Origin of the sequence: Nonomuraea purpurea (assembly GCF_042650645.1) — a bacterium.
GTDB lineage: Bacteria > Actinomycetota > Actinomycetes > Streptosporangiales > Streptosporangiaceae > Nonomuraea > Nonomuraea purpurea.
Map to the genome: position 1 here is coordinate 349,819 of NZ_JBHSBI010000008.1, position 22,027 is coordinate 371,845.

26 protein-coding genes, 2 tRNA genes and 1 riboswitch are annotated in these 22,027 nt (G+C 69.0%); of the genes, 10 read left to right on the forward strand and 18 right to left on the reverse strand.

All coding sequences use genetic code 11. The features are described from left to right. Positions 1-5: 5 nt before the first annotated feature. Together ACFOY2_RS18555 and def are read right to left on the reverse strand one after the other, a co-directional pair. A complete protein-coding gene (locus tag ACFOY2_RS18555) occupies positions 6-737 on the reverse strand; it encodes an SDR family oxidoreductase (protein WP_379529293.1) in 732 nt (243 codons plus the stop codon). 9 nt (positions 738-746) lie between these two features. Beyond that, a complete protein-coding gene (gene def / locus ACFOY2_RS18560; RefSeq protein WP_379529294.1) occupies positions 747-1,232 on the reverse strand; it encodes a peptide deformylase in 486 nt (161 codons plus the stop codon). 105 nt (positions 1,233-1,337) lie between these two features. Between def and ACFOY2_RS18565 the strand changes: the two genes are divergently transcribed. Continuing rightward, complete coding sequence (locus ACFOY2_RS18565) at positions 1,338-1,805, forward strand: ribose-5-phosphate isomerase (RefSeq protein WP_379529295.1); 468 nt, start codon at positions 1,338-1,340, stop codon at positions 1,803-1,805. Between the two features lie 4 nt (positions 1,806-1,809). Here ACFOY2_RS18565 and ACFOY2_RS18570 read toward each other — a convergent pair whose 3' ends face one another. Together ACFOY2_RS18570 and ACFOY2_RS18575 are read right to left on the reverse strand one after the other, a co-directional pair. Next, a complete protein-coding gene (locus tag ACFOY2_RS18570; RefSeq protein WP_379529296.1) occupies positions 1,810-1,962 on the reverse strand; it encodes a hypothetical protein in 153 nt (50 codons plus the stop codon). Positions 1,963-1,985: 23 nt separating this feature from the next. After that, a complete protein-coding gene (locus ACFOY2_RS18575; RefSeq protein ID WP_379529297.1) occupies positions 1,986-3,215 on the reverse strand; it encodes a GNAT family N-acetyltransferase in 1,230 nt (409 codons plus the stop codon). 118 nt (positions 3,216-3,333) lie between these two features. On the opposite strand from ACFOY2_RS18575, the gene ACFOY2_RS18580 reads away from it, so the two are divergent. Further along, positions 3,334-4,449 (forward strand): PP2C family protein-serine/threonine phosphatase, encoded by a 1,116-nt coding sequence (locus ACFOY2_RS18580; protein WP_379529298.1) that lies wholly within the window; start codon positions 3,334-3,336, stop codon positions 4,447-4,449. 124 nt (positions 4,450-4,573) lie between these two features. Here ACFOY2_RS18580 and ACFOY2_RS18585 read toward each other — a convergent pair whose 3' ends face one another. Further along, positions 4,574-5,170, reverse strand: a complete 597-nt coding sequence (locus ACFOY2_RS18585) for a response regulator transcription factor (RefSeq protein WP_379529299.1) — start codon at positions 5,168-5,170, stop codon at positions 4,574-4,576. Positions 5,171-5,345: 175 nt separating this feature from the next. Between ACFOY2_RS18585 and ACFOY2_RS18590 the strand changes: the two genes are divergently transcribed. Further along, entirely contained in the window at positions 5,346-6,635 is a 1,290-nt protein-coding gene (locus tag ACFOY2_RS18590; RefSeq protein ID WP_379529300.1) for a M50 family metallopeptidase, read from the forward strand. A gap of 6 nt (positions 6,636-6,641) precedes the next feature. Here the strand turns inward: ACFOY2_RS18590 and ACFOY2_RS18595 are convergent, their stop codons facing one another. The 4 genes from ACFOY2_RS18595 to ACFOY2_RS18610 all read right to left on the reverse strand — a co-directional run bounded on the left by ACFOY2_RS18595 (position 6,642) and on the right by ACFOY2_RS18610 (position 10,656). Beyond that, positions 6,642-7,577: a phosphotransferase family protein gene (locus ACFOY2_RS18595; protein WP_379529301.1), complete on the reverse strand. Its 936-nt coding sequence runs from the start codon at positions 7,575-7,577 to the stop codon at positions 6,642-6,644. 49 nt (positions 7,578-7,626) lie between these two features. Further along, entirely contained in the window at positions 7,627-8,583 is a 957-nt protein-coding gene (locus ACFOY2_RS18600; RefSeq protein WP_379529302.1) for a coiled-coil domain-containing protein, read from the reverse strand. 5 nt (positions 8,584-8,588) lie between these two features. After that, a riboswitch (cyclic di-AMP (ydaO/yuaA leader) is annotated at positions 8,589-8,732 on the reverse strand. Between the two features lie 68 nt (positions 8,733-8,800). After that, the gene (gene galT / locus ACFOY2_RS18605) at positions 8,801-9,880 is read right to left on the reverse strand and encodes a galactose-1-phosphate uridylyltransferase (protein WP_379529303.1); all 1,080 of its coding nucleotides are present in this window, start codon (positions 9,878-9,880) and stop codon (positions 8,801-8,803) included. Continuing rightward, positions 9,877-10,656: a DeoR/GlpR family DNA-binding transcription regulator gene (locus ACFOY2_RS18610; protein WP_379529304.1), complete on the reverse strand. Its 780-nt coding sequence runs from the start codon at positions 10,654-10,656 to the stop codon at positions 9,877-9,879. The genes galT and ACFOY2_RS18610 overlap by 4 nt, the downstream gene beginning before the upstream one ends. Positions 10,657-10,798: 142 nt before the next feature. Here ACFOY2_RS18610 and ACFOY2_RS18615 point away from each other — a divergent pair, with 142 nt between their 5' ends. Further along, positions 10,799-10,876, forward strand: coding sequence for a 50S ribosomal protein bL37 (locus tag ACFOY2_RS18615; RefSeq protein ID WP_371252575.1), 78 nt, complete (start codon positions 10,799-10,801; stop codon positions 10,874-10,876). Between the two features lie 35 nt (positions 10,877-10,911). Here the strand turns inward: ACFOY2_RS18615 and ACFOY2_RS18620 are convergent, their stop codons facing one another. The 4 genes from ACFOY2_RS18620 to ACFOY2_RS18635 form a co-directional block, all read right to left on the reverse strand. After that, positions 10,912-12,222, reverse strand: coding sequence for a TrpB-like pyridoxal phosphate-dependent enzyme (locus ACFOY2_RS18620; protein ID WP_379529305.1), 1,311 nt, complete (start codon positions 12,220-12,222; stop codon positions 10,912-10,914). Between the two features lie 38 nt (positions 12,223-12,260). Further along, positions 12,261-12,887 (reverse strand): uridine kinase, encoded by a 627-nt coding sequence (locus ACFOY2_RS18625; RefSeq protein WP_379529306.1) that lies wholly within the window; start codon positions 12,885-12,887, stop codon positions 12,261-12,263. A gap of 150 nt (positions 12,888-13,037) precedes the next feature. Beyond that, entirely contained in the window at positions 13,038-13,697 is a 660-nt protein-coding gene (locus tag ACFOY2_RS18630) for a C39 family peptidase (protein WP_379529307.1), read from the reverse strand. 60 nt (positions 13,698-13,757) lie between these two features. Beyond that, the gene (locus ACFOY2_RS18635; protein ID WP_379529308.1) at positions 13,758-14,999 is read right to left on the reverse strand and encodes a serine hydrolase domain-containing protein; all 1,242 of its coding nucleotides are present in this window, start codon (positions 14,997-14,999) and stop codon (positions 13,758-13,760) included. A gap of 369 nt (positions 15,000-15,368) precedes the next feature. Here ACFOY2_RS18635 and ACFOY2_RS18640 point away from each other — a divergent pair, with 369 nt between their 5' ends. Then, positions 15,369-15,995: a hypothetical protein gene (locus ACFOY2_RS18640; protein WP_379529309.1), complete on the forward strand. Its 627-nt coding sequence runs from the start codon at positions 15,369-15,371 to the stop codon at positions 15,993-15,995. 295 nt (positions 15,996-16,290) lie between these two features. Here ACFOY2_RS18640 and ACFOY2_RS18645 read toward each other — a convergent pair. After that, positions 16,291-16,364 (reverse strand) — tRNA-Gly (locus ACFOY2_RS18645). Between the two features lie 89 nt (positions 16,365-16,453). On the opposite strand from ACFOY2_RS18645, the gene ACFOY2_RS18650 reads away from it, so the two are divergent. From ACFOY2_RS18650 to ACFOY2_RS18665, 4 genes are all read left to right on the forward strand, one after another. Further along, positions 16,454-16,530 (forward strand) — tRNA-Pro (locus ACFOY2_RS18650). A gap of 201 nt (positions 16,531-16,731) precedes the next feature. Further along, a complete protein-coding gene (locus ACFOY2_RS18655) occupies positions 16,732-17,127 on the forward strand; it encodes a DoxX family protein (protein ID WP_379529310.1) in 396 nt (131 codons plus the stop codon). 35 nt (positions 17,128-17,162) lie between these two features. Further along, positions 17,163-17,924: a hypothetical protein gene (locus tag ACFOY2_RS18660; protein WP_379529311.1), complete on the forward strand. Its 762-nt coding sequence runs from the start codon at positions 17,163-17,165 to the stop codon at positions 17,922-17,924. Further along, a complete protein-coding gene (locus ACFOY2_RS18665) occupies positions 17,914-18,414 on the forward strand; it encodes a DinB family protein (protein WP_379529312.1) in 501 nt (166 codons plus the stop codon). Before ACFOY2_RS18660 ends, ACFOY2_RS18665 begins: the two co-directional genes overlap by 11 nt. A 72-nt stretch (positions 18,415-18,486) precedes the next feature. Here the strand turns inward: ACFOY2_RS18665 and ACFOY2_RS18670 are convergent, their stop codons facing one another. The 4 genes from ACFOY2_RS18670 to ACFOY2_RS18685 all read right to left on the reverse strand — a co-directional run bounded on the left by ACFOY2_RS18670 (position 18,487) and on the right by ACFOY2_RS18685 (position 20,921). Then, a complete protein-coding gene (locus tag ACFOY2_RS18670) occupies positions 18,487-18,654 on the reverse strand; it encodes a hypothetical protein (protein ID WP_379529313.1) in 168 nt (55 codons plus the stop codon). Between the two features lie 13 nt (positions 18,655-18,667). Beyond that, on the reverse strand, positions 18,668-19,441 hold the full coding sequence (locus tag ACFOY2_RS18675; RefSeq protein WP_379529314.1) for a VOC family protein: 774 nt from the start codon (positions 19,439-19,441) through the stop codon (positions 18,668-18,670). Beyond that, positions 19,431-20,129 (reverse strand): TetR/AcrR family transcriptional regulator, encoded by a 699-nt coding sequence (locus ACFOY2_RS18680; protein WP_379529315.1) that lies wholly within the window; start codon positions 20,127-20,129, stop codon positions 19,431-19,433. The genes ACFOY2_RS18675 and ACFOY2_RS18680 overlap by 11 nt, the downstream gene beginning before the upstream one ends. Positions 20,130-20,441: 312 nt before the next feature. Then, positions 20,442-20,921, reverse strand: a complete 480-nt coding sequence (locus ACFOY2_RS18685; protein ID WP_357814898.1) for an ATP-binding protein — start codon at positions 20,919-20,921, stop codon at positions 20,442-20,444. 232 nt (positions 20,922-21,153) lie between these two features. Here ACFOY2_RS18685 and ACFOY2_RS18690 point away from each other — a divergent pair, with 232 nt between their 5' ends. Then, entirely contained in the window at positions 21,154-22,020 is an 867-nt protein-coding gene (locus ACFOY2_RS18690; RefSeq protein ID WP_379529316.1) for a helix-turn-helix domain-containing protein, read from the forward strand. Positions 22,021-22,027: the final 7 nt, after the last annotated feature.

The window sequence follows — 22,027 nt, forward strand, 5'->3', positions numbered from 1 at the left end:
CCGGGTCAGACGAGCAGCCCGCCGGTGGCCAGGATGTTCTGGCCGGTGACCCAGCGCCCGTCGGGGCCCGCCAGGAAAGCGACCACGGAGGCGAGGTCGTCGGGCCGGCCCAGCCGCCCCAGCGCGGTCATCATGGGCGTCTGCTCCAGCGCTTCCGGCGGGTTGGCGCCGCGCAGCATGTCGGTGTCGGTGGCCCCGGACGTGACGACGTTCACGGTGATCCCGCGCCCGCCCAGCTCCCGCGCCGCCACCTTGGCGAACTGCTCGACGGCGCCCTTGCTGCCGCAGTAGAGCGCCAGGGTCGGCGCGGGCACCTTGGTGTTGAGCGTCGAGATGGTGATGACGCGCCCGTCGTCGCGCATCACCCGCGCGGCCCACTGGGTGGCCAGGAACACCGCCCGCGTGTTGACCGCGAACACCCGCTCGTAGTCCTCGTCCGTGATGTCGGCGATGGGCTTCTGCGCCTCGGCGGTGGCGGCGTTGTTGACGACGATGTCGATGCCGGGCAGCCGCGCCTGGGCCTCGGCGAACAACCGCTCCAGATCCTCTTTGCTCGACAGGTCGGCCCGGACGGCGTGCGCGCCCGTCTCCTTGGCGACCTGCTCCGCCGCCTCCGCCGACCGCTCGTAGCAGAAGACGACCTCGGCCCCGTCGGAGCTCAGCCGCTCGACGACGGCCTTGCCGATGCCCCTGGAACCTCCAGTGACCAATGCGCCCTTTCCGGAAAGTACGCTCATGCGGCCAACCTATGCTCTGAGCATGATCGTGCGAGCCTCGGTTCGCGGCAGGCGATCGACGTACAGCTTGCCGTCGAGGTGCTCGGTCTCGTGCTGGAAGCAGCGCGCCAGCGACCCGCGGGCCCTGACCCGCACCGGCCGCCGCAGCCTGTCGACGCCCTCGACGGTCACGCCCGCGGCCCGCGCGACGGGCGCGTAGATCGGCAGGCGCGTCTGCCGGTCGGGCACGGACAGGCAGCCCTCCTCGTCGAGCACCTCCTCGGGGTCGTCCACGGTCAGGACCGGATTGATCACGTGGCCCTTGCGGCCTGCGATGTCGTAGACGAACAGCCGCCGCGACACGCCGATCTGCGGGCCGGCCAGGCCCACGCCCTGGACCGCGTACATCGCCTGGAACATCTCCTCGATCAGCCGGCGCAGATCGCGGTCGAAGTCCGTGACGGACTCGGCGGGCGTGCGCAGGACCGGATCGCCGATGACGCGGATCTCACGCATGGGTCTCTACCTTCGTAAGGACTGGATAGCGAAACAGGTCCTTACTGTAGCCAGCCCGCGCGCACGGCGCGGCCGTCGGAGACACGGCTGTGGAAGACTGGGCGCGTGCGTGTCTACATCGGTGCCGACCATGCCGGCTATGAGCTCAAGAACCACCTCGTGTCCTGGCTCAAGGACCACGGTCACGACGTGACCGACTGCGGTCCCTTCGTCTACGACGCCGAGGACGACTACCCGGCGTTCGTGCTGCGCGCGGCCGAGGGCGTCGCGGGCGACCCGGGCAGCCGGGGGGTGGTGATCGGCGGGTCGGGCAACGGCGAGCAGATCGCCGCCAACAAGATCCGCGGCATCCGCGCCGCGCTGGCCTGGAGCGAGGAGACGGCCAAACTGGCTCGCGAGCACAACGACGCCAACGTGGTCGGCGTCGGCGCCCGCATGCACTCCACCGAGGACGCCACCAGGTTCGTCGAGGTGTTCCTGACCACCGCCTTCTCCGGCGGCGAGCGCCACAGCAGGCGCATCGCGCAGATCGACGCCTACGAGACGATCGGCCAGCTTCCCTCGCTGCCGTAGCCCGCTACGGCTGGCCCTTGCGCTTGGCCTCGCGCTTGGGCGCCTCGTCGCGCAGAGGCCGCCGGTCGGCGGCCTCCTGCTGCTCCTTCGACGGCCGGGACACCTCGCGCGCACGCATGGCGATCGTCGCGGTGATCTGCAAGCTCTGCAACGCCATGCCCCGACCTTACGCTTGATCCGTCAGAACGTCAGGCCCGCCCACGGTTTCGGGCTCCACGACATGGCGGTGGCCAGCGCGCGCACCGCGCCGGGGGAGTGCTCGCGCAGCAGCCCCGCCTGCAGCGACTCCAAGAGCAGGCCCTCGCCCATGTACGCAGAGCCGAGCACGGCCACCGGCAGCCTCACGTCCGGCTCGTCCTCGACGGACTTGACCGTGGCCCCCGTCAGGTCGGCGGTCAGCCGCAGGCGTCCGGCGTTCCAGGGGCACACGTCGTCCTCGACCTCGATCACCACGTCCACCGGCGCCGAGTACGCCCGCGCGGCCAGCGCCCGTTCCACATCGACCAGGCGCACCCACAACTCGTCCGAACTGCTCGGCCGCAGGTGGCGCGGGTCGGCGATCAGCGCGAACAGCGGGTCGTCGGACGGTCTGCTGTACACGGAGACCCTGGAGACCAGGTCACGGTCGAGGACGGCGCGCCAGAGCAGGGCGTAGGCGGCGGGGTCGGCCGCCTCCAGCTCGTTCAGCCGCAACTCGCCGTTGGGCAGGCCGTCGTCGTCCGAGGACGACCTGACGCGGAACAGCGCGTAGCCGCGTACGCCGTCGTCGTCCTCGGCCAGGATCGAGCGCAGGTTCCCCGAGCCGTTCTGGACGGCCTCCTCGTCGGCCAGCACGGCGTCCCAGGACACGGAGTTGCGCTCGTAGCGTCCGGGACGGCGGGTCACGACGGTGGCGAACACCTTCTCCAGCTCCGCCCGCACCTCGGCGGGCCTGGCCACCCTCAGCCTGAGCGCCGGGTCGGCAGGGGCGTCGCCGACGAAGGCCGAGCCGGCCTTGTCGATGCGGAAGCTCGTCTTCGTGGCGGCCCTGCCGTACCCGTACCTGCCGTAGATCGGGGTCTCTGAGGCGTACAGAGCGGCGACCGGCTCGCCGCGCTCGCGGATGTCGGACAGCTGCCTGCGCATCAGCGCGGACAGCACGCCGCGGCGCCGGTGCGAGGGCAACACGCTGACGCTCGTGACGCCTCCGACGGGGAGCTGCCCGCCGGGGACCGTCATGGTGAGACTGAGCACGGTGGTGACACCGACGATCTCATCACCGTCGAGGACGGCGAGCGTCCGGTCGAACTCGGTTTCTGCCTTGAATCGCTCGGCCTGCGCGGGACCCGGCGTCCAGGAGAAGGCCTCTTCGAGAACCCGTGAAAAGGCCGGCCACTCGGTCTCGACAATGGGGCGGATCGGATACGTCATCCGTCCACGGTAGGAGCGGGCAAAGAGGAAGGGCCACCCAATATCCGTGCTTAATGATCAAGGCGTTGGTCAAGTGGGCTGCCCAAACACGGGTCAGACCGATACAGTCAGGCCCATCATGAGTTCCCGACCTGCGCCGCTGATCCCGCCACGGGTTCGCGCGGTCCTGGTGCGGGTGCCCTTCCTGGTGTCCGCCGTCCGTTTCCTCCGCCGTGGGCCGCTGGCCCGCGACCGCAACCTGCTCGTCACCCTGACCGGGCTCGCGCTCGTGATCGGGTTCCTGGCGGCGAAGGTCTCGACCGAATGGTTCTCGCCTTCGCTGCTCATCCTGGTGACCCTGATCGGCGGCCTGCAGCTGCGGCTGCGCAGCCTGGTCAAGCTGCTCGTGGGGGTCGGCGTCGCGCTCGGCTACATCGCGCTCACGCTCGGCGTCGGCCGCGTGGGCCTGGGGCTGACCGTGACCATCGTCTTCACCACCGTGCTCGCCGTGCTCATGGCCCGCACCAGGGGCAAGCTGGGCGTGCAGGGGCTGCGCGGCGACGCGATGCTGCTGGAACTGCGCGACCGGCTCAGGAGCCAGGGCGAGCTGCCGCCGCTGCCCAAAGACTGGGGCGGCAAGGTCGTGCTCAAACAGGCCGGCGGGTCCTCCTTCGGCGGCGACTTCCTGGTCTCCATGCGCGACGGCAACTCCGTCGAGATCGCCCTGGTCGACGTGTCGGGCAAGGGCGTCGACGCCGGCACCAGAGCGCTGCTGCTGTCCGGGACGTTCGGCGGGCTGCTCGGCTCCGTCACCGACTTCCTGCCCGCCTGCAACGCCTACCTGCACAGGCAGCGAGGCGACGAGGGGTTCGTGACCGCCGTGCACGTGCGCCTCGACCTCGACACGGGCGACTACACCATCACCTCGGCCGGGCATCCGCCCGTGGTGAAGTTCGACGCGGGCACAGGCAACTGGCAGGTGGCCTCAGCCAAGGGCGTGGTGCTCGGCGTCGTGCCCGACCTGCACTGCGAGCCCGACAGCGGCACCCTGCGCAAGGGCGACGCGCTGCTGCTGTTCACCGACGGGCTGATCGAGCAGCCGGGACGCGACATCGACGCCGGCCTCGACCGGCTGCTCGGAGAGGCGGAGCGGCTGCTGCCCTCCGGCTTCCGCGACGGGGCCAAGGCCCTGGTCAACGCCATGGCCTCGGGCCACAACGACGACTGCGCCCTGGTGCTGATCTGGCGTCCGTAGTGAAGTTTCACACGGGTCAGGTCGTGACGGCGGTCACTGGCAGGGCCCTTCGCCCTGCTGAGATCCTCTAGACATTCGGGCCCCGGGCGGAGCGGCGCGGTTTCACCCGGGGTCCCGTCGGCTCTCACAGCCACCCGAAGTCGATGGCGATGCGCACGGCGTCGAGCCGGTTGCGGGCGCCTGTCTTGCACATGATCCGCGACAGGTGGTTGCGCACGGTGCCGACCGACAGGAAGAGCTGGTCGGCGATCTCCGTCGAACGCGCGCCGCCCGCCGCGATTCTCAGCACGTCGAGCTCCCGCCTGGTCAGCGGATTGGTCGCGCTCTGCAGCGCCGCCACGGCCAATTCCGCCTCGATGGCCCGGCGGCCGGCGGCGACCTGGCGCACCCCCTCGGCCAGCCGTTCCGGCGCGACGCACAGGCTCAGGAACCCGAGCGCGCGCACCGACAGCGCCTTGCGCACCTGACCGGGATTGGGTTTGGCCGACAGCAGCAGCACCCCGCAGCGCGGCGTCTGCGCGGCGAGCGCGGCGGCCACCGGCAGCCCCGGTAGGTCGAGGTCGACGACGGCCACGTCGGGCCCGCTCGACAGCGCCGCCGGCAGCACCTCCTCCGGGTGGCAGGCCTCGGCGACGACACGCAGGTCAGGCTCGGCATCGAGGGTGGCGAGCAGGCCACGGCGCACCAAGGGCAGGTGTTCCGCGATCAGTATCCGGATCAAGACGTCCCCCTCCATTGTCTCCCAGCGTCATCGTTTGATCGCGTACTGTCAATGCTCGCGAAAAGGCATGGAAGCCGTCAGGTGCGGTGAGTTCGACTACCCTTGGGCTGTCGGACCCTTCTGTCGGCACCTGTCGTCTGCTACGGAGCGCGCCCAGATGAATTGGCTCTATCTCGTGGGGATCATCATTTTCCTCGTCGGGCTGATGTTCTCCATCGCGCTGCACGAGATCGGCCACCTAGTGCCCGCCAAGCTCTTCGGCGTCAAGGTGACGCAGTACATGGTCGGCTTCGGCTCGACGCTCTGGTCACGGCGCAAGGGCGATACCGAGTACGGCATCAAGTGGATCCCCTTCGGCGGCTACATCCGCATGATCGGCATGCTGCCTCCGCGTCCTGGCGACGACCCTGCCAAGGTCAGGAGCACCGCGACGGGGCCGTTCCAGGGGCTCATCGAGTCCGCCCGCGACGCCGCCCAGGAAGAGGTCCGGCCGGGCGACGAAGACCGCGTCTTCTACCGCAAGAAGTGGTGGCAGAAGGTCATCATCATGTCCGGCGGCCCGTTGATGAACTTCGTGCTCGCCTTCGTCTTCTTCGCCATCCTGCTCGTCGGCATCGGCCTGCCCGTCCGGGCCCCGATCGTCTCCCCCGACACCAACACGTGCGTGATCCCTGTCTCCGAGCAGCGCACCGAGTGCAAGCCCACCGACCAGCTCACCCCGGCCGCCCAGGCGGGCCTGAAGCCCGGCGACCACCTGGTCTCCCTCGGCGGCCAGAAGATCGGCTCCTGGGACGACGCCACCCGCCTGATCCGCTCCCACGGCGCAGGCCCGGTCGCGCTCGGCATCGTCCGCGACGGCAAGGCCATGACGCTCAACGTCACGCTCATCGCCCAGGACCGGCCCAACCTCCAGGACCCCAAGAAGATCGACAAGAACGTCGGCTTCCTGGGCGTCCTGCCCGCCGAGGTCATGCAGCGCCAGAACCTGGGCCAGGTCCTCGGCTACATGGGCGAGGTGACGGCCAGGGTGGCGGGCTCGCTCGTCAACCTGCCGGAGAAGATGGTCGGCGTCTGGCACGCGGCCTTCTCGGGCGAGAAGCGCGACCCGGAAGGGCCGGTGGGCGTGGTCGGGGCCGGCCGCATGGGCGGCGAGATTCTCTCCTCCGACCTGTTGTCGGACGAGCAGAAGATCGCCTTCTTCGTCAACCTGCTGGCCGGCTTCAACCTGGCGATCGGCATGTTCAACCTGATCCCGCTGCTGCCGATGGACGGCGGCCACGTCGCCGGCGGGCTGTGGGAGGGCGTCAAGCGGGCCTACGCCAAGGTGATGCGGCGGCCTGAGCCCAGGTACGTGGACATCGCCAAGGTGCTGCCGCTGACGTACGTGGTCGCCATCGTGATGGTGATCATGGCCGGCCTGCTCGTCTACGCCGACCTGATCAACCCCCTCACCCTGACCGGCTGAGCGGCGTCAGGACGAGCTGCGCTTGAGAAGGGTCACGCACCAGCGGAAGTGACCGTCGCCGCCGTCTGAGGAGAACAAGTCGTAGGTGGCCAGGGCATAGGCCGTCTGGTACAGCGCCAGCGTTTCCTGGGAGTAGCGCAGCTCGGCGGCGAAGAGGCGGGTAAGGGCCGCGACGTGCTCTTCGGCGTAAGGCCCGTACATGTCCCAGACGGCAGCCGTGATGGCGGCCTCGAAGGCAGGGTCGCCGGCGGTGGTGAAGAAGCCGAAGTCGAGGACGGCGACAGGGCGGCCGGCGTCGTCGACATGGACGTTCGGCGGGACGAGATCCCCGTGGACGACGGTGACGGACGTGTCAGGCAGTGCCTTGAGAGCCTGAACAGCCCGTACGACCTTTGCGTCAAGGTCCGGGACATGGGCGGCGAGCAGGTCGCCGTGCCGGTGGGCCGCGCGTTCGACGACGGCGGCCAGGGCGTCGGGGAAGCGGGTGTGACCCCGCCAAAGTGGCCGGTCGTCGCCTTGGACCTTGAGGCGTCGCATGGCTTCGGTGCCCGGGATGGTGGCAAGGGCGCGCAGGACCGTGAGGAGCGCATCAGTCTCTCCAGAGGTCAGGTCGCGGCCGGGCGGTCGCACCGCTGAGTCCGGCCGCAGTGGCGACCCGGTCAATTCCCGCTCATAGGTGACGACGGTGCCCTCATGCTCCTCAACCATCAGGATCTCTGGCGTGGAGAAGGGCAACGGGTGGCGAGCGATGTCCGCATAGACCTGACGTGTCAGGTTGAGGTCCTCTGGCGGTCTTCCGTCCCATACTTTGGCGATCACTCCCTCGCCGAGCCAGTAGACGGCACCTTCGACACCGGCGGCCAGTGGCCGGGCGGCGTGGTAGCCGCGGTGCGCGAAGTACTGAAGCCAGTCGGCGGTGTGCCTTTGCCGGTAGTCGACCATGGGATGAGTACACCCGTTCTGGTCCGCCCGCGCACGCGGCCCTGCGCTGTCACTGCATCGAGATGTGCACGTGGTCGAAGTGGTTCTCGGTGACGCTGCCGCGATCCGACATCCCCTCCCAGCCCGAGCCCTGGTTGATGCGCTGTCTCCAGATCACGTACTTGACGCCCAGCTTGTCCTTGTTCTTGATCGCCCAGTCCGCGATGCGGTCGCCCAGGGCGTTGTTGATGGCCGACGGCATCGAGCCGCCCGTGCTCATCATGAAGTCGCAGGCCCGTCCGAGCGGATGCTCGCCGCTGGCGCCGGCTCGGAAACAGCCCACGTCGAACGGCAGCGCGAAGTTCTTGCCGACCTGTTCCTTCATGATGCGCGTACGGGAGGTGATGTTGTCGGAACCCGAGGGGAGTTCGGGCGTCCAACTGCCGTTGGACTTGCGGCCCGTGCCGAACGGCACCAGGTCCTGGAGCTTGTTCTGGATGTCCTTGATGACGTCCTTGGCCTCGTCGCGCTGGCGGGCGACCTCGGCCGCGTCCCCGCCGATCTTGGTGGCGAGCGCGGCGGCCTCGTCGGATGCCCGCTTCTTGTCGTCGCGCGCCTTGGCCACGCTCTGAACCAGGGCCTGCTGCTCGGCGGTCAACTGGCTCATCAGGGCGGCGCCGGGGGCGTTCTGGGCCATCAGGAAGCTGGGGATCGAGCGCTCCTCGTTCTGGTAGCTCATCCTGGCGAGCTCGGCGACGCGCTGCTCGGCCGTGGCCAGCGTCTGGTCGGCGGTGGTCAGGCGCTGCTTGGCCGTCTTGGCGGCCTCCCGCGCCTGGGCCAGCTCGACGCGCTTGAGGTTGTACTTCTCGATGAGCTTGTCGACCTTGCCGTTGAGCTGCTTGAGCTGGGTGCGCAGCTCGGCTTCCGACGGTTTGGGGGCGGCCGACGCCACGCCCGCCGGGAGGACGGCGATGGCGGTGGCGGTGATGAGGCCGATGGCAAGGTTCGCGGGGGACGAAGCCGCCACGTGGTGATTCCTCTCCCTCTGCCGACCGGGTTAGCTGACGGGTTCGGGCGGGGAGCTGCGATTTTCCCTACCACGTATGTGGATTCACCCCAGGTGCGATGGGTCCCCGGTTCCCGGGTGACGCGCCCGGGATTAGGCCTGCAACGGCAGTTGCGGCCGGTGCATATTGGGATGTTAGTGGTAGATCACGGGTAATGCGACCTTAAGGAGAAATCTATTAGTGATCAATCTGTGATCGGAGCATGCTCGCGGCCTCCTCCGGCAGCACGTCGTTGACGAAGGCGCCCATCGCCGACTCCGAGCCCGCCAGGAACTTGAGCTTGTTCGGCGCCCGCCTGACGCTGAACAGCTCCAGGTGCAGATAGGCCAGGTCACGGTCCTGACGCACGGGCGCCTGGTGCCAGGCCGCGATGTAGGGCATCACGAGCCCGAACAGCCCGTCGAAGGCCCGCAGCACCGAGGTGTACAGCGGTGCGAACGCGGCACGTTCCGCCTCCGACAACGCCGCCAGATCGGGCACCTGCCGGTGCGGATAGAGGTGCACCTCGAACGGCCAGCGCGCCGCGGCGGGCACGAACGCCGTCCACAGCTCGTTGGCGGCCACCACCCGCGTCCCCGCGGCACGCTCGGCCGCCAGCACGTCGGCGAACAGGTTGCCCGGCCCCTTGTGACGGGCGGCGGCGCCGAGCTGGAGCTTGGTGCGCGGCGTGACGTACGGGTAGGCGTAGATCTGGCCGTGGGGGTGGGCCAGCGTGATGCCGATCTCCTCGCCCCGGTTCTCGAAGCAGAACACCTGCTCCACGCCCTCCACCCCGGACAGCTCGGCCGTGCGGTCGGCCCACGCCTCCATCACCAGCTCGACCTGGGCGTCGGAGAGCCGGGAGAAGGACGAGGAGTGGTCGGAGGTAAAGCAGACCACCTCGCACCGCCCCACTCCCGGGCGGACCTCACTCAGCCCGCCCACATCCTGATAAGTCCCCAAATTTCCGGAAAAAGAGGGGAAGCGGTTCTCGAACACCACCACGTCGTAGTCGTACGCCGGGATCTCCGTCGACCTCGTCTCCGACGACGGGCACAGCGGGCATTCGGCGGCCGTGCCCGTCGGCAGGAACGTCCGCGTCTGCCGGTGCCCCGCCATCGCGATCCACTCCTCGGTCAGCGGGTCGTAGCGCAGCTCGGAGGCCACCGGCCGGGGACCGAGCGCCCGCCGGTCGATCGCGCTCCTGCCGGCGTCGTCCCGCCGGTCGAAGTAGATCAGCTCTCGGCCGTCGGCCAGGTGGGTGATGGTGCGCTTCAAGGCGAGCCCTCCGCGATGATCAGTTCGCCGGCCCGTTCGGCCAGGTCGGTACGTGCGTTCTCGGGCAGCCCCGCGTCGCTGATGACCACGTCGGCCTCGCTCAGCTCGGCGATGGTGCTGATGCCGACCGTGTTCCACTTTGTGTGGTCGGCGGGGATGACCAGCCGGTGGGCCGCCGCCACCAACTCTCTGTCGGTCTCTGACTCCAGCAGGTTGGGCGTGGTGAACCCGGCCCGCACGCTCATCCCGTGCACCCCCAGGAAGAGCGTGTCCACGTGCAGGCGGCGGATCGCGGCCACGGCCACCGGGCCGACCAGCGCGTCGGAGGGCGTGCGCACGCCGCCGGTCAGCACGACCGTGCGGTCGGCGCGCGGGTTGCGGTGGAAGACCTCGGCGACGGGGATCGAGTTGGTGATCACGGTGAGCTCGGGCACGCCGATCAGGTGGTGGGCCAGCGCCCACGTCGTGGTGCCCGCGGACAGCGCCACCGCCGTGCCGGGGCGGACCAGCCGGGCCGCCTGCCGGGCGATGGCCTCCTTCTCCTGCTGCTGGCGGGCGGATTTGGCGGCGAAGCCGGGCTCTTCCGTGGAGCCGGGGCCTAGGGCGGTCGCGCCTCCGTGTACCTTCTCCAGCAGCCCACGCTCGGCCAGGACCTCGAGGTCGCGGCGGATGGTCATGTCGGAGACGCCCAGTTCGCGGACGAGATCGGCCACCCGGACGCCGCCGCTGCTGCGCACGCGTTCGAGGATCGTCTGCTGACGCTGCTGTGCGAGCACGCCCGCTCCTTCCAACAGATTCCACCAAATTATGACATGAATTTGTTGGGGAATGTTAGTTCGCGCGGCCTGCTTGCCTGGTCGCCGCAGGCGCGAGACGTTGAGAGTGTCGGACGAGACCCGATCACTCGGAGGCGAGCTTATGGCCAGGCGCGCACGCAAGGGCAAGGCACGCAAGAAGAAGAAGGCGAACCACGGTAAGCGCCCCACCGCACGTTGACGGGTGGCCGCCCGCCCGGCGGCCACCCCGACGCCTCACCCCGGCAGCTCGGTGAGCGCCTGGTCGATGCGCTCCTGCGGAAGCGTGTAGTCCTCCAGCCGCCCCGACAGGTAGCGGTCGTAGGCGGCCAGATCGAAATGACCGTGGCCGCACAGCGCGGTCAGGATCACCTTCTCCTCGCCGCTCTCCTTGCAGCGCAGGGCCTCGGCGATGGTCTCGGCCAGCGCGTGCGTGGGCTCGGGCGCCGGGACGATGCCCTCCGTCCGCGCGAAGCGCACACCGGCCTCGAAACACTCGTTCTGGGAGCGGGTGACGGCCTCGAACAGGCCCAGCTCGTACATGTGCGACAACAACGGCGACATGCCGTGATAGCGCAGCCCGCCCGCGTGGATCGGATCCGGCACGAACGAGTGCCCCAGCGTGTGCATCTTGAGCAGCGGCGTGAGCCCGGCCGTGTCGCCGAAGTCGTAGGCGTAGGTGCCGCGCGTGAACGACGGGCAGGCCGCGGGCTCGACCGCGCGGAACACCGTCCCGATGCGCCCCGCCAGCTTCTCGCGCAGGAACGGGAAGGCGAGGCCGGCGAAGTTCGAGCCGCCGCCCGTACAGCCGATGACCAGGTCGGGCAGCTCGGGGAGCTGCTCGAGTGCCTCCTCGCCGATCACGGTCTGGTGCATGAGCACATGATTGAGCACCGAGCCGAGCGCGTAGCGGGCCTCAGGCGTGGCCGCGGCCACCTCGACCGCCTCGCTGATCGCGAGGCCCAGGCTGCCCGGCGAGTCCGGGTCGTCGGCCAGCGCCTTGTTGCCCGGGCCGGTCACGGGGGAGGGGCTGGGGTGCACGGTGGCGCCGTACACCTGCATGAGCGAGCGCCGGTACGGCTTCTGGTCGTAGGAGGCGCGGACCATCCAGACCTGGCACTCCAGATCGAACTGGGAGCAGGCGAACGCCAGCGCCGACCCCCACTGCCCCGCCCCGGTCTCCGTGGTGAGCAGCCGCACACCCTCCCTGGCGTTGTAGAACGCCTGCGGCACGGCCGTGTTCGGCTTGTGCGAGCCGGCGGGCGAGACGCCCTCGTACTTGTAGTAGATCCTGGCCGGGGTGCCGAGTGAGCGTTCGAGCCTGCGCGCCCTGATCAGCGGCGTCGGCCGCCAGAGCCGGTAGACGTCGAGCACCTCCCGCGGGATCTCCACGAACCGCTCACCGCTCACCTCCTGCCCGATCAGCTCCATCGGGAAGAGCGGCGCCAGGTCGTCGGGTCCGATGGGTTGCCGCGTGCCCGGGTGCAGCGGCGGAGGGGGCGCAGCGGGCAGATCGGGAACGATGTTGTACCAGTTGCTGGGGATCATCGCTTCAGTCTGCGCCGATTACGGCCCGTGTTCCAGCATCACGTGACGAGCACCGCGAGCCGGTCCGGATGATCGGCCCTGACCACGACGTCGGCCGCCTCCTGCGGCAGGGCCTCCCGCTCGTAGCGCTCATAGGCGGGCAGCCGCCAGCTCTCCCGCTCGGGCGTCCCACGCCGCAGCGCCCCCGCCGACAGCCACACGTGCACGCTCACCTCGAAGACCAGCCCCTGCCCCAGCAGCAGCGTCCCGTCCAGCAGCAACACCCCGCCCCGAGGCAACTCCTGGTACGGCAGCCGGAACGCCCGGTCGATCCCGCTGTCCCAGAGTTTCGGCAGCACCTGCCCAGAACCGCCCGCCTCCAGCGGCTCCAGCACCTCCCTGCGCAGCGCCCGCACGTCCAGCCAGTCCTCGTAGAAGGCGTCGGGGTCGGTTCTGCCGTGCTCCAGCCGCAGGGACGCCGGCCGCAGATAGTCGCCCGCCGACACCCGGAGCACGGGTCGCCCGCGCAGCCTGAGCGGGGCTACCAGGTCGTCCGCCAGCGCCTCGGGGCGCGCGGCCGGCGCGCCGTCCACCGCCACCCGGACCCAGCCGTCCGGCGGGCGCCCGGAGATCCGCTCGGTCAGTTCCTCGACGAGGACGTCATGGGAGATCGGTCGCGCACGCATCGCCGTCCAGCTTACGAATCAGGAGATCGGCGCATCCGCCCGCGTCGGCGAGGGCTCCCGTAACCGCAGGTCAGCGGCATTGCGTAGAACGCAAAGGGCGCAACGACGGCCAATCGTTGCGCCCCATGCTTTTGATCACTCCTGGGCCGTCTACCTGCTGATGTCGAGATAGCCGATCGGGTCGGCCGCCTTGCTCAGCGTCTTCACCGAGACCGTGTGGTTGCCGTTGGTGCGGTTGTTGGCCGGATCCCACACGGTGACCGTGCGCTTGGCTTTGTCGTACCCGCGCACGGTGACCATGTGGATGTTCGGCGCGCCCGCCCCGTTTGTGTACGGCATGAGGTCGGCGTCCACGATGATGGCGGTCGCCCGCTTCAGCACGCCCACGTCATAAGCGATGTTGTTCAGCAGGGCCCCGGGGTCCTTGGTCTTGCCCCAGGCCATGGTGAGGCCCTTGTCGTTGACGTAGGAGTTGAAGACCAGCCGGATGTTCTTGCTCGGCGTGCCCTTCTTGTCGTCGGTCACCATCTGCTTGGCCAACTGCTCCTGGGTGCGGCTGTAGCCGTAGGTCCGCAGGATGGCGCTCATCGTGGCGGGGGCGCACCACATGCCGTACTTCTGCTTTACCGCAGGGTGCGAGACAGAGGCCTTGGCCGGGGCGAGCAGCCCGAGGTCCTGCTTCGGCGAGGCGCTGGGCGAGGCACTGGGCGTGGGGGTCGGGACGGCGAGTGCGGGAGAGGCGGTCAGCAGCGACCCGGAAGCGGCGACGGCGACGGCGGCGATGGCCAGGGCACGTGCGGTGGTGCGCAAGAGGGAAACTCCAGAGGAACTCGACTGACTTGGCCGGGCCGGTCGACCCGGCAGGGGGGACTAGAAGTAGGCGGAGAACCGGTCGGCGATCGGCCATGCCGTGACCGAGCTCGCGGCCTGGTTGAGAAGTGGGTCGATGCTCGAGAAACTGGGCGCGCCGCCCTCCTGCCTCCGGTTGAAGAGCGCGGCGAAGGTGATCCCGTCGGAGCGGCGCACCACGAGCGTGTACGTGCCGGGCAGGCCTCCCGTGTGCCAGGTGTTGAGCTTGCCGCCGCTCACCGGGCGCACCTGCCAGCCGGCGCCGTAATACCAGCCGTTGGCGTTCACACCGGTCTCGGGGACGGCGAACATCCGGCCGATGGAGGTGGCGTTCAGGATGCCCACGCTCGGCTTGTCAAAGATCAGCTCGAACCTGACCAGGTCGACGGCTGAGGCGATCCAGCCGCCGTTCGCGGCCATGTTCTCCAGGTTGAACCCGCCATAGGGATACTTCACCGTGTCGCCTGAGGTGTCCATCACATTCGTACCCGTGCTGCTGGAGTCGTAGGTGACCTCGCCGGCGGCGCGGGTGAGTGTCTGGCCCAGCCGCATCCTGTCGATGCCGAGCGGCGAGAAAAGCTTGCTCTGCACGTAGGTCGCGTACGGCATGCCGCTGATCTTCTCGATGACCTTCCCGAGCAGCAGGTAGCCGAAATTGCTGTAGGCCACCGAGCTGCCGGGGGCGAAGTCCAGCTTGCGGCCGGTGACGTAGGTGATGATGCTCTCCTGGCTGACAGGCAGTGTGTCGCCGAGCGCCTTGGAGATGGTCGCGTCCTTGAACACCGGGTCGCCGGAGATGTCCTTGTTCCAGCCGCCGGTGTGCTGGAGCAGCCGCCAGATCGTGACGTTCGCCAGTCGCGGGTCGGCGGTGGTCGGGAGACCGAGCAGCGAGGCGACGTTCGCGCCCAGGCTGAGCTTGCCCTCCTGGACGAGCCGCATGATCGCGGTCGCGGTGATGTGCTTGCTCACGCTGGCGATGCGGAACAGCGAGGTGGGTTGCGTCGTGACGGAGCCACCGCTGGTGTAGCCGCGGGCGAGCATCAGCTTGCCGCCGCGGGCGACGGCAAGCTGGCCGTTGGTGATACCGCGCTCGGTCATGAACGTGGTCATCGCGCTGTCGAAGCTCTTCAGCGTGGATACCGCGGTGCCGGTGATCGTCATGGCAGCCAGGCCCGTGGCCTGCGCAGGCTCGGCAGCCGACGCGGTCGCGACGAGGGCAGCGCCACCGGCCACAAGGAATTGCCGACGGCTCAGCTCAGTCACGTTTTACCCTTCCGAATTACGTGGAATGGGAGCAAAGTTACCAGTGATACTCCAGGTCCATCACGTGAACGAAGTCTCCCGAGCGAACCCCGGGGTCTCCGTGTGATGATCCGCCTGCCCGGCCCTGCCTGCACGCGTCCCGCCTTGACACACGCCCTCGCCGGAGGCTTCGCCCTCAAGGTCCAGGCGAATGGACCCGGTGGAAGCTGCCGTGGTTGGGGAGCTTCGGCTTTAGAGGGCGTCGCCGTTGTTCCTGCAGAACCCTGCCGGCCGCCGGCGTCGCTTCACCGCCTTATGGGCGAGTTCTGTTCTGGAAGATCAGCAGGAGGCGTTCTGGACCGGACTCGGCGGCTCGGCCACGATGAGGGCATGACGGAGAACGTCTCAGCGCGGCCGCCGGGGGCGGGTGGAGGTGCGGGCTTGCGCCTGAACTGGCCGGCAGTGAGCGCTCTGGCGGGTGCGGTCGCCGCCGTGATCGCGTTGATCGCCTACCTGGCGCCGCCGACCCCGCCTCCGCAGCCCCCGCCCCAGCCGCAGCCCGACACGGTGGTCCCCAGTTCGGCCCCGCGGTCATCGTCACCAGATTCGGTCACCACCCGGTCCGCGCCGTCGACCCCGACTCCATCGCCTGAGTCCGATACGCCCGAACCCCAAACGCCAAGCTCCACGCGAGAGGCCCCGGTTTCCTCCGCATCGCTGTCGGCGGTCCGGCCCGACGGCTGCGACGAGGCGACGGCGGCGCTGACCGCATACTCCCGGAACGCCGGGACCACGCGCAGCAGCCAGGCGGCCGCGGCTCAGCAGACGTACAGCGACCTGATGGGCGCGGGTCTCAACGCGCAAGGAGTGGTGGGGCCGAAGATCACTCGGCTGGCCCGCGAGTTCCAGGAACTGAACTTCCGCTTGACGGGCATGGTCATGGCCGATCCCAACCAGGTGATCGCGGACATCAACACAGACATCACGGAGTTCAACAGGTTGTGCGGATTCAGCTGACCTGGTGACACGCGACAGCCGGACCGGCGCGCGACGCCCGCGGAGCGGCGGGGCCACCGGGTCCGCGCTGGAACGCCCGTTCCCGCGCATTCATCGCCTCCGCCAGGGCGGAACGCAAGCCACACAGCATGCTGCGGACCCCCCCAACTGATCAAGGCCCCGGAGCGGCCGGGGCCGGTCGTCGGCGTTGGCCGTACGCCGAACCAGGAAGGCATCGGGCACGGAAGACCAAGAGGAAGTAGCGGAGATCACGAAGGCCAGGCCGCCTCATAGGGCTGACCTGGCCTTTCGGCTTTGGAGCGGACGACGGGAATCGAACCCGCGTAGCTAGTTTGGAAGACTAGGGCTCTACCATTGAGCTACGTCCGCGCGAACCGGTCGAACTCTGGTCTAGACTTCATCCGGTCGTCAGGGCGTAAGCGTACCGGAGTCCCGGAGCGCATGCGCAATCGGCGATACGGGGCGTGGCGCAGCTTGGCAGCGCGCTTGCTTTGGGAGCAAGAAGTCGCAGGTTCAAATCCTGTCGCCCCGACCAGCTCAAAGGCCCCTTCCGAAACGGAAGGGGCCCGCTGCTCGTCCGGCTGGTCGACTGTGGCTGTTGGGCGATGCACGCGTGACCATCAGGGGAAGGGTGCACCTAAGTACACCCTTCCCGGGTAGCCAGCCCGATTCTCCGTGGAGGCCGCGAACCCTAGCGTCGTGGGCGGAAGCTCAGTCGCAGGGAAGGCAGAAGACGTTGACCATCACACCGCACCCCACCCCCAGGCGCACGATCACGAACATCGCCCTCTGGGCCCTGCAGGTCATCGTCGCCGGCTTTTTCCTGATGTCGGCCGTGGCCAAGTTCACCGGTGCCGAGCCGGCCGCCTCCACGTTCGAGGAGATCGGCTGGGGTGACTGGTTCCGCTATCTGATCGGCGCGCTGGAAGCGGCGGGCGTCGCCGGGCTGCTGATTCCGCGACTGGCCGGGGCGGCGGGGTTGGGGCTGGCCGGGCTGATGGTGGGCGCGACGCTGACCGAGGCGTTCGTGACCGGGGGCGGCGTGGTCTTGCCGCTGGCGCTGCTCGTACTGTCCGCGGTGATCGCCTGGGGGCGCAGGGAGGGCGTCCGGGCGCTGGTCACACGCCGATGAAGGCTCAGGCCCTGTGCTGGGGGGATGCTGGAGCCGTGGCGCTGTTCGAGGACGACCCCATCTCCCAGCCCCTGACCTATCCCGGCCGTGTCCCGGAGACCTCCGGCGTGCTGGCCGACGCCGCGTATGTGCCGTTGCGGGCCGCCCCGGGCCGCCCGGTGGACGAATGGCGGGCCGGGCCCGAGACGGTGGCCGAGCTTCTGGCGCGTCATGGAGGCGCGCCGCTGGAAGGCCGCCACCTGGTCGTCGCCGTGGGCTCCAACGCCGCACCCAGTCAGCTCCTGCGGAAGTTCACCGACCATGGGGTACGTCCGCTCGTCCCCATGACGCTGGCTCGCGTTCGGGACGTCGCGCCGGGCGTGTCCGCCCACGTCAGCAAGTGGGGGTACGTGCCGGCGGCGCCGATCGACACGCCCGGCGAGACGTCCCGGTTGTTCGCCCTCTGGCTCGATGAGCGCCAGCTCGCCGCCCTGGATCTGACCGAGCCCAACTACCGCCGCGAGCCGCTCGCCCACCCGATCGCGCTGGAGTCGGGGGTACGCCGCGACGCCGCCGTCTACTGGGGACGGCATGGTTGCCTGGCCGACGGCGGCGGGCGTCCTCGCCGTCTGACGCCCCAGAGAGCCCTGATCGGGTCTCTCCTGGACGAATCCTCGCAACTGAGGCTCCTGTGCGGCGACACTCCCGACGAGTTCGTGGTCAACGTCCGGGACGACACGGTACGGGAGGCTGTCTACCGCCTCTTACAGGACAAACACCGCATAAACCACGGTAAGGTCGGGCCTCGTGATCGATAGCCGCATCCCCCCGCCACTGATCGGCGACGAGCTGACCATTCTGAACAACTGGCTCGAATGGCATCGCGGCACCCTCGCCGTCAAGTGCGCCGGCCTGTCGGACGAGGAGTTGCGCCTGCGTTCCGCGCCGCCCTCGACCCTGTCGCTGCTCGGCCTCGTCAGGCACATGGCGCACGTCGAACGCTCCTGGTTCCGCCGCGTCCTGAACGGCGAGGACCTTCCCAAGCTGTGGAACAAGGACGTCGACAACGACGCCGACTTCAAGGACGTCGACACCGCCTCGGTCGAGGAGGCCTTCGCGACCTGGCAGGCCGAGATCGAACTCGCCCGCGCCATCTCGGCCGCCAAACCGCTGGACGCCGTCGGCGACCGCAACGGCCAGGAGTGCACGCACCGCTGGATCCTCGTCCACATGATCGAGGAGTACGCCCGGCACAACGGCCACGCGGACTTGCTACGCGAGCGCATCGACGGCGTAACCGGCGAATAACGGCCCGCCAGGCCCTTCCCGGCGGGCCCAGACGCCTGCGGCTCTTGTGCTCCTGGCCCTGCTTACGTTCGGTCAGCCCGCCGTCTGGCGGAAGATGATCGCCACGCCGAACGCCTCCCGCGCGGGTACGAAGACCTCCCCCGACGACGTCCTGCCCAAGGGAATCCCGTTCCCGCGCAGGAGCCGCTCGGTCGCCGCGACATCCCGCACACCCACCGCGTACGCCACGAATCCCGGCAATCCCCCAGGAACCTCACCGGGAAGCAGCCCATCCAGCCCCGACGCGGCGGCCAGCGTGACCTTCGCGTCCCCATCGAGCGGGAACGTCCGTACGAGCCCGTTCCGCGCGTCCCGGTCCGCCGTACGGCCGAGGTAGAGCGCGTAGCGCCGCTCGACGTCGTCCAGGTCGGCGTCGGCGACGCACAGCACGCACTCGACCAGCCCGACCGCCCCGTTGGGATGCTCGACGCTGAAGGCGGTGGCGTTGGAGGCCAGCCCCCACCCGCCCCTCCGGCACGCGGCCGACCTCCACGCCGTCGATCTCCAGGAGCCGGGCGGGCTCCATCCGCAGCTCGTCCTCCGTCTCGACCGGCCGCTGGGTGTCGAGCACCCCGCCGTGCCCGACCCCGCTCTCCGTCAGCCGCGCCGCGGCCGCGTCGATGTTCGCCGAGTCGAACATGAGGATGTGCACGCCCTCGAAGCGCCGCAGGCAGTCGTCCAGGTTCGCCGCGGCGCGGCTGACTGCCGCCTTGAGCGCGGGCAGCCGCTCCGCCGGAGCGTGCAGCGGAATCAGCCGAACGTCGTCGGGCACCCGTCCGGACGCCCCCGCGACGCTGACCAACTCGATGAACCCGTCGGCGAGGTAGGCGTGCGTGTTGCCCACCCCGAACGGCTCGGGGGGCTCGCCCAGCACCGGGTACGCCGGATCCGGGAGCGCGAACCCCAGCCGCCGATACCGCTCAAGCGCCTGCCCCATGTCGTGCACGAGGTGTCCCACGTGGTGCAGCCCGCCGATGTCATGCCCCATCGTCATCGCCTCCATAAGCGGCATTCCGGAAGTCACGGGAGAGCCCCTCGAAGATCTCGATCACCCGCCCGGTCGCGGGCTCGCAGGAGGGCGGGCCGGCGGGTTCGAACGTCCTGCGCAGCGTGTCGGCGAGGTGTTCCGCCTTCTCCGCCAGGTCGAGCGTGACCTCGGCGGGCAGCAGCGGCTCGATCCCGAAGAACCCGAACACGATCGCCGGCAGCGAGTAGTCCAGGTCCTCGGGCCGCAGCCCCGGGCGCAGCAGCCCGTGTTCGGCCAGCACGCCCAGGTATTCGCGCGAGGCGAGCAGCTTGGCCCCCTCCAGGGGCTTCCTGGCCGGGCTGGAGAGGAACTTGTCGAGCGTCTCCACATCCCTGGTGAAGACCGCCCGCAGCACCGGCCGCCCCATGGCTTCCATGAAGAACCTGCGCATGTACCGATGCAGGGCGATCTCGCCGGGATCGTCCCGCATCGCCGTCACGACCGCGTCGAACATCGCGACCGCCTCCCTGGCGGCCACCGCGAAGAACAACTGCTCTCGTGTGCGCCAATGCAGGTAGATGGTCCCCTTGCCGACCTCGGCCCGCTTGGCGATCTCGTCGATCGTGACCCGCCGGTACCCCCAGCGCAGCAGCAGTTCCTTGGCCGCGTCGAGAATCCGGTCGGCCCGCCCGTCCTGACCGCTCCGCACGCCCACCTCCCTCGTGACTGTTGACCGATGACCATTGACTGATGACCAAATTAGCATTCTGGTCACGAAGATGGGCGTGCGGATTCCGGTAACGATTTGGAACCACGGAGACGGCCCACGGGGCGCGCGTAGCGGCGGCCCGCCACTGAAGGGTTCAGCGGGCGTCTTCCTGGAAGGTCCTCAGGCGAAGTGCGGCGGGTGGCGGCCGGCCACGGCGGAGCCGTACGGGATGGGGGTTTTGAGCGGCGGCAGGCCGCTGAAAGCAGCAGGTCCTGGACGTGTCACGCGTCGGCGCGCAAGGTTATGGACGGGTCACGCGTCGGCGTGGAAGAGCGCCCAGACGGCCTTGCCGCCGCGGGCCAGCGGGTCCCAGCCCCAGCACTGGCTGTAGGTTTCGACGATGTAGAGGCCGCGCCCGTTCTCGGAGATGAAGTCGGGCTCCTTGCGCCGCGGCACCTCGTCGCTCGGGTCGGCCACGGCCAGCAGCACGTGCGGCGCGACCCGCATCAGCAGCAGCTCGATCTCCCGCCGCCCGGCCGCGTACATGGCGTAGCGCACGGCGTTCGTCACCAGCTCCGACACCACGAGCGCGGCGTCGTCGCTCAGGTCGTGCAGTCCCCAGCGCCGCAGCGTGGAGCGGGTCACGTCCCTGGCGGTCTTCACCGAGTCGGCCTGGAAGGGCAACGGGCACGCGGTCGTGTACGGCTTGCCGCCCCCCATGAGCAGGTGGTCGAAGCCCACTTCGCGGGTGATCTGCAGGCAATCGGCAGTGGCCAGAGGATCCTCCACCATGCTGCCGATACCTCCCCGTTCAACCTTGGTTAGTGCATGTTTGGCCCAATATGCACTAAGCCATCATGGGTCACGATCGCGGCTGCTGCAAGACCCAAATGCACGTGCAGGTGCCTTGTGCAACAGCAAGCGGCGTTTAGGGCATAGGTATCCGAATCGGACACGAGGTTGAGACCTTGTCATACCCGGCAATGTGGTGTCACTGTGTGTGCGGACCTTGATAGGAGGCAAAGTGACGCAGAACCAGCCGGGTTCCGGACCGACGGCGCTGCGCATCCTCCTGGGCTCCCAACTGCGCAAGCTCAGGGAAGCAAAGAACGTCACTCGTGAGGAGGCGGGCCACCTCATCCGGGGCTCCGAATCCAAGATCAGCCGCATGGAGCTGGGCCGAGTGGGGTTCAAAGAGCGCGACGTGGCGGATCTGCTGACTCTGTACGGGGTCGTGGACCAGCAGGCCCGTTCCGCCGTGCTCGACCTGGTCGCCACCGCCAACGAGCCGGGCTGGTGGCACCGGTTCAACGATGTCCTGCCCACGTGGTTCCAGGCGTACGTCGGCCTTGAAGAGGCCGCCGCCAGGATCAGGACCTATGAAGTCCAGTTCGTGCCGGGACTGTTGCAGACCAAGGAGTACGCAAGGGCTGTGGTGACCGCCGGATCGGCGGGCATCGGAGCAGAGGAGATCGCCAGAAGGGTCGATCTCCGGCTGGAGCGCCAGCGGATGTTGGACAGGCCTGACGGGCCCATCTTCTGGGCCGTGATCGACGAGGCCGCCCTGCGGCGGCCCATCGGCGGCGTCGAGGTGATGCGGGCCCAGATCGAGCATCTCATCGACCTCATGCGCCAGCCGAACATCACGATCCAGATCATGCCGTTCAGCTTCGGCGGGCATCCCTCGGAGGGAGGCGCGTTCAGCATCCTGCGCTTCCCCGACACCGACCTGCCGGACGTGGTGTACGTGGAGCAGCTCGCCAGCGCGCTCTACCTGGACAAGCGTGAGGACGTGGACAGATACACCGAGGTGATGGAGCGTCTGTGCGCCGTGAGTACCACCCCGGATGAGACGATCGAGCTGTTGAGGACGATCGCGGACGAGTTCTGATGACGAG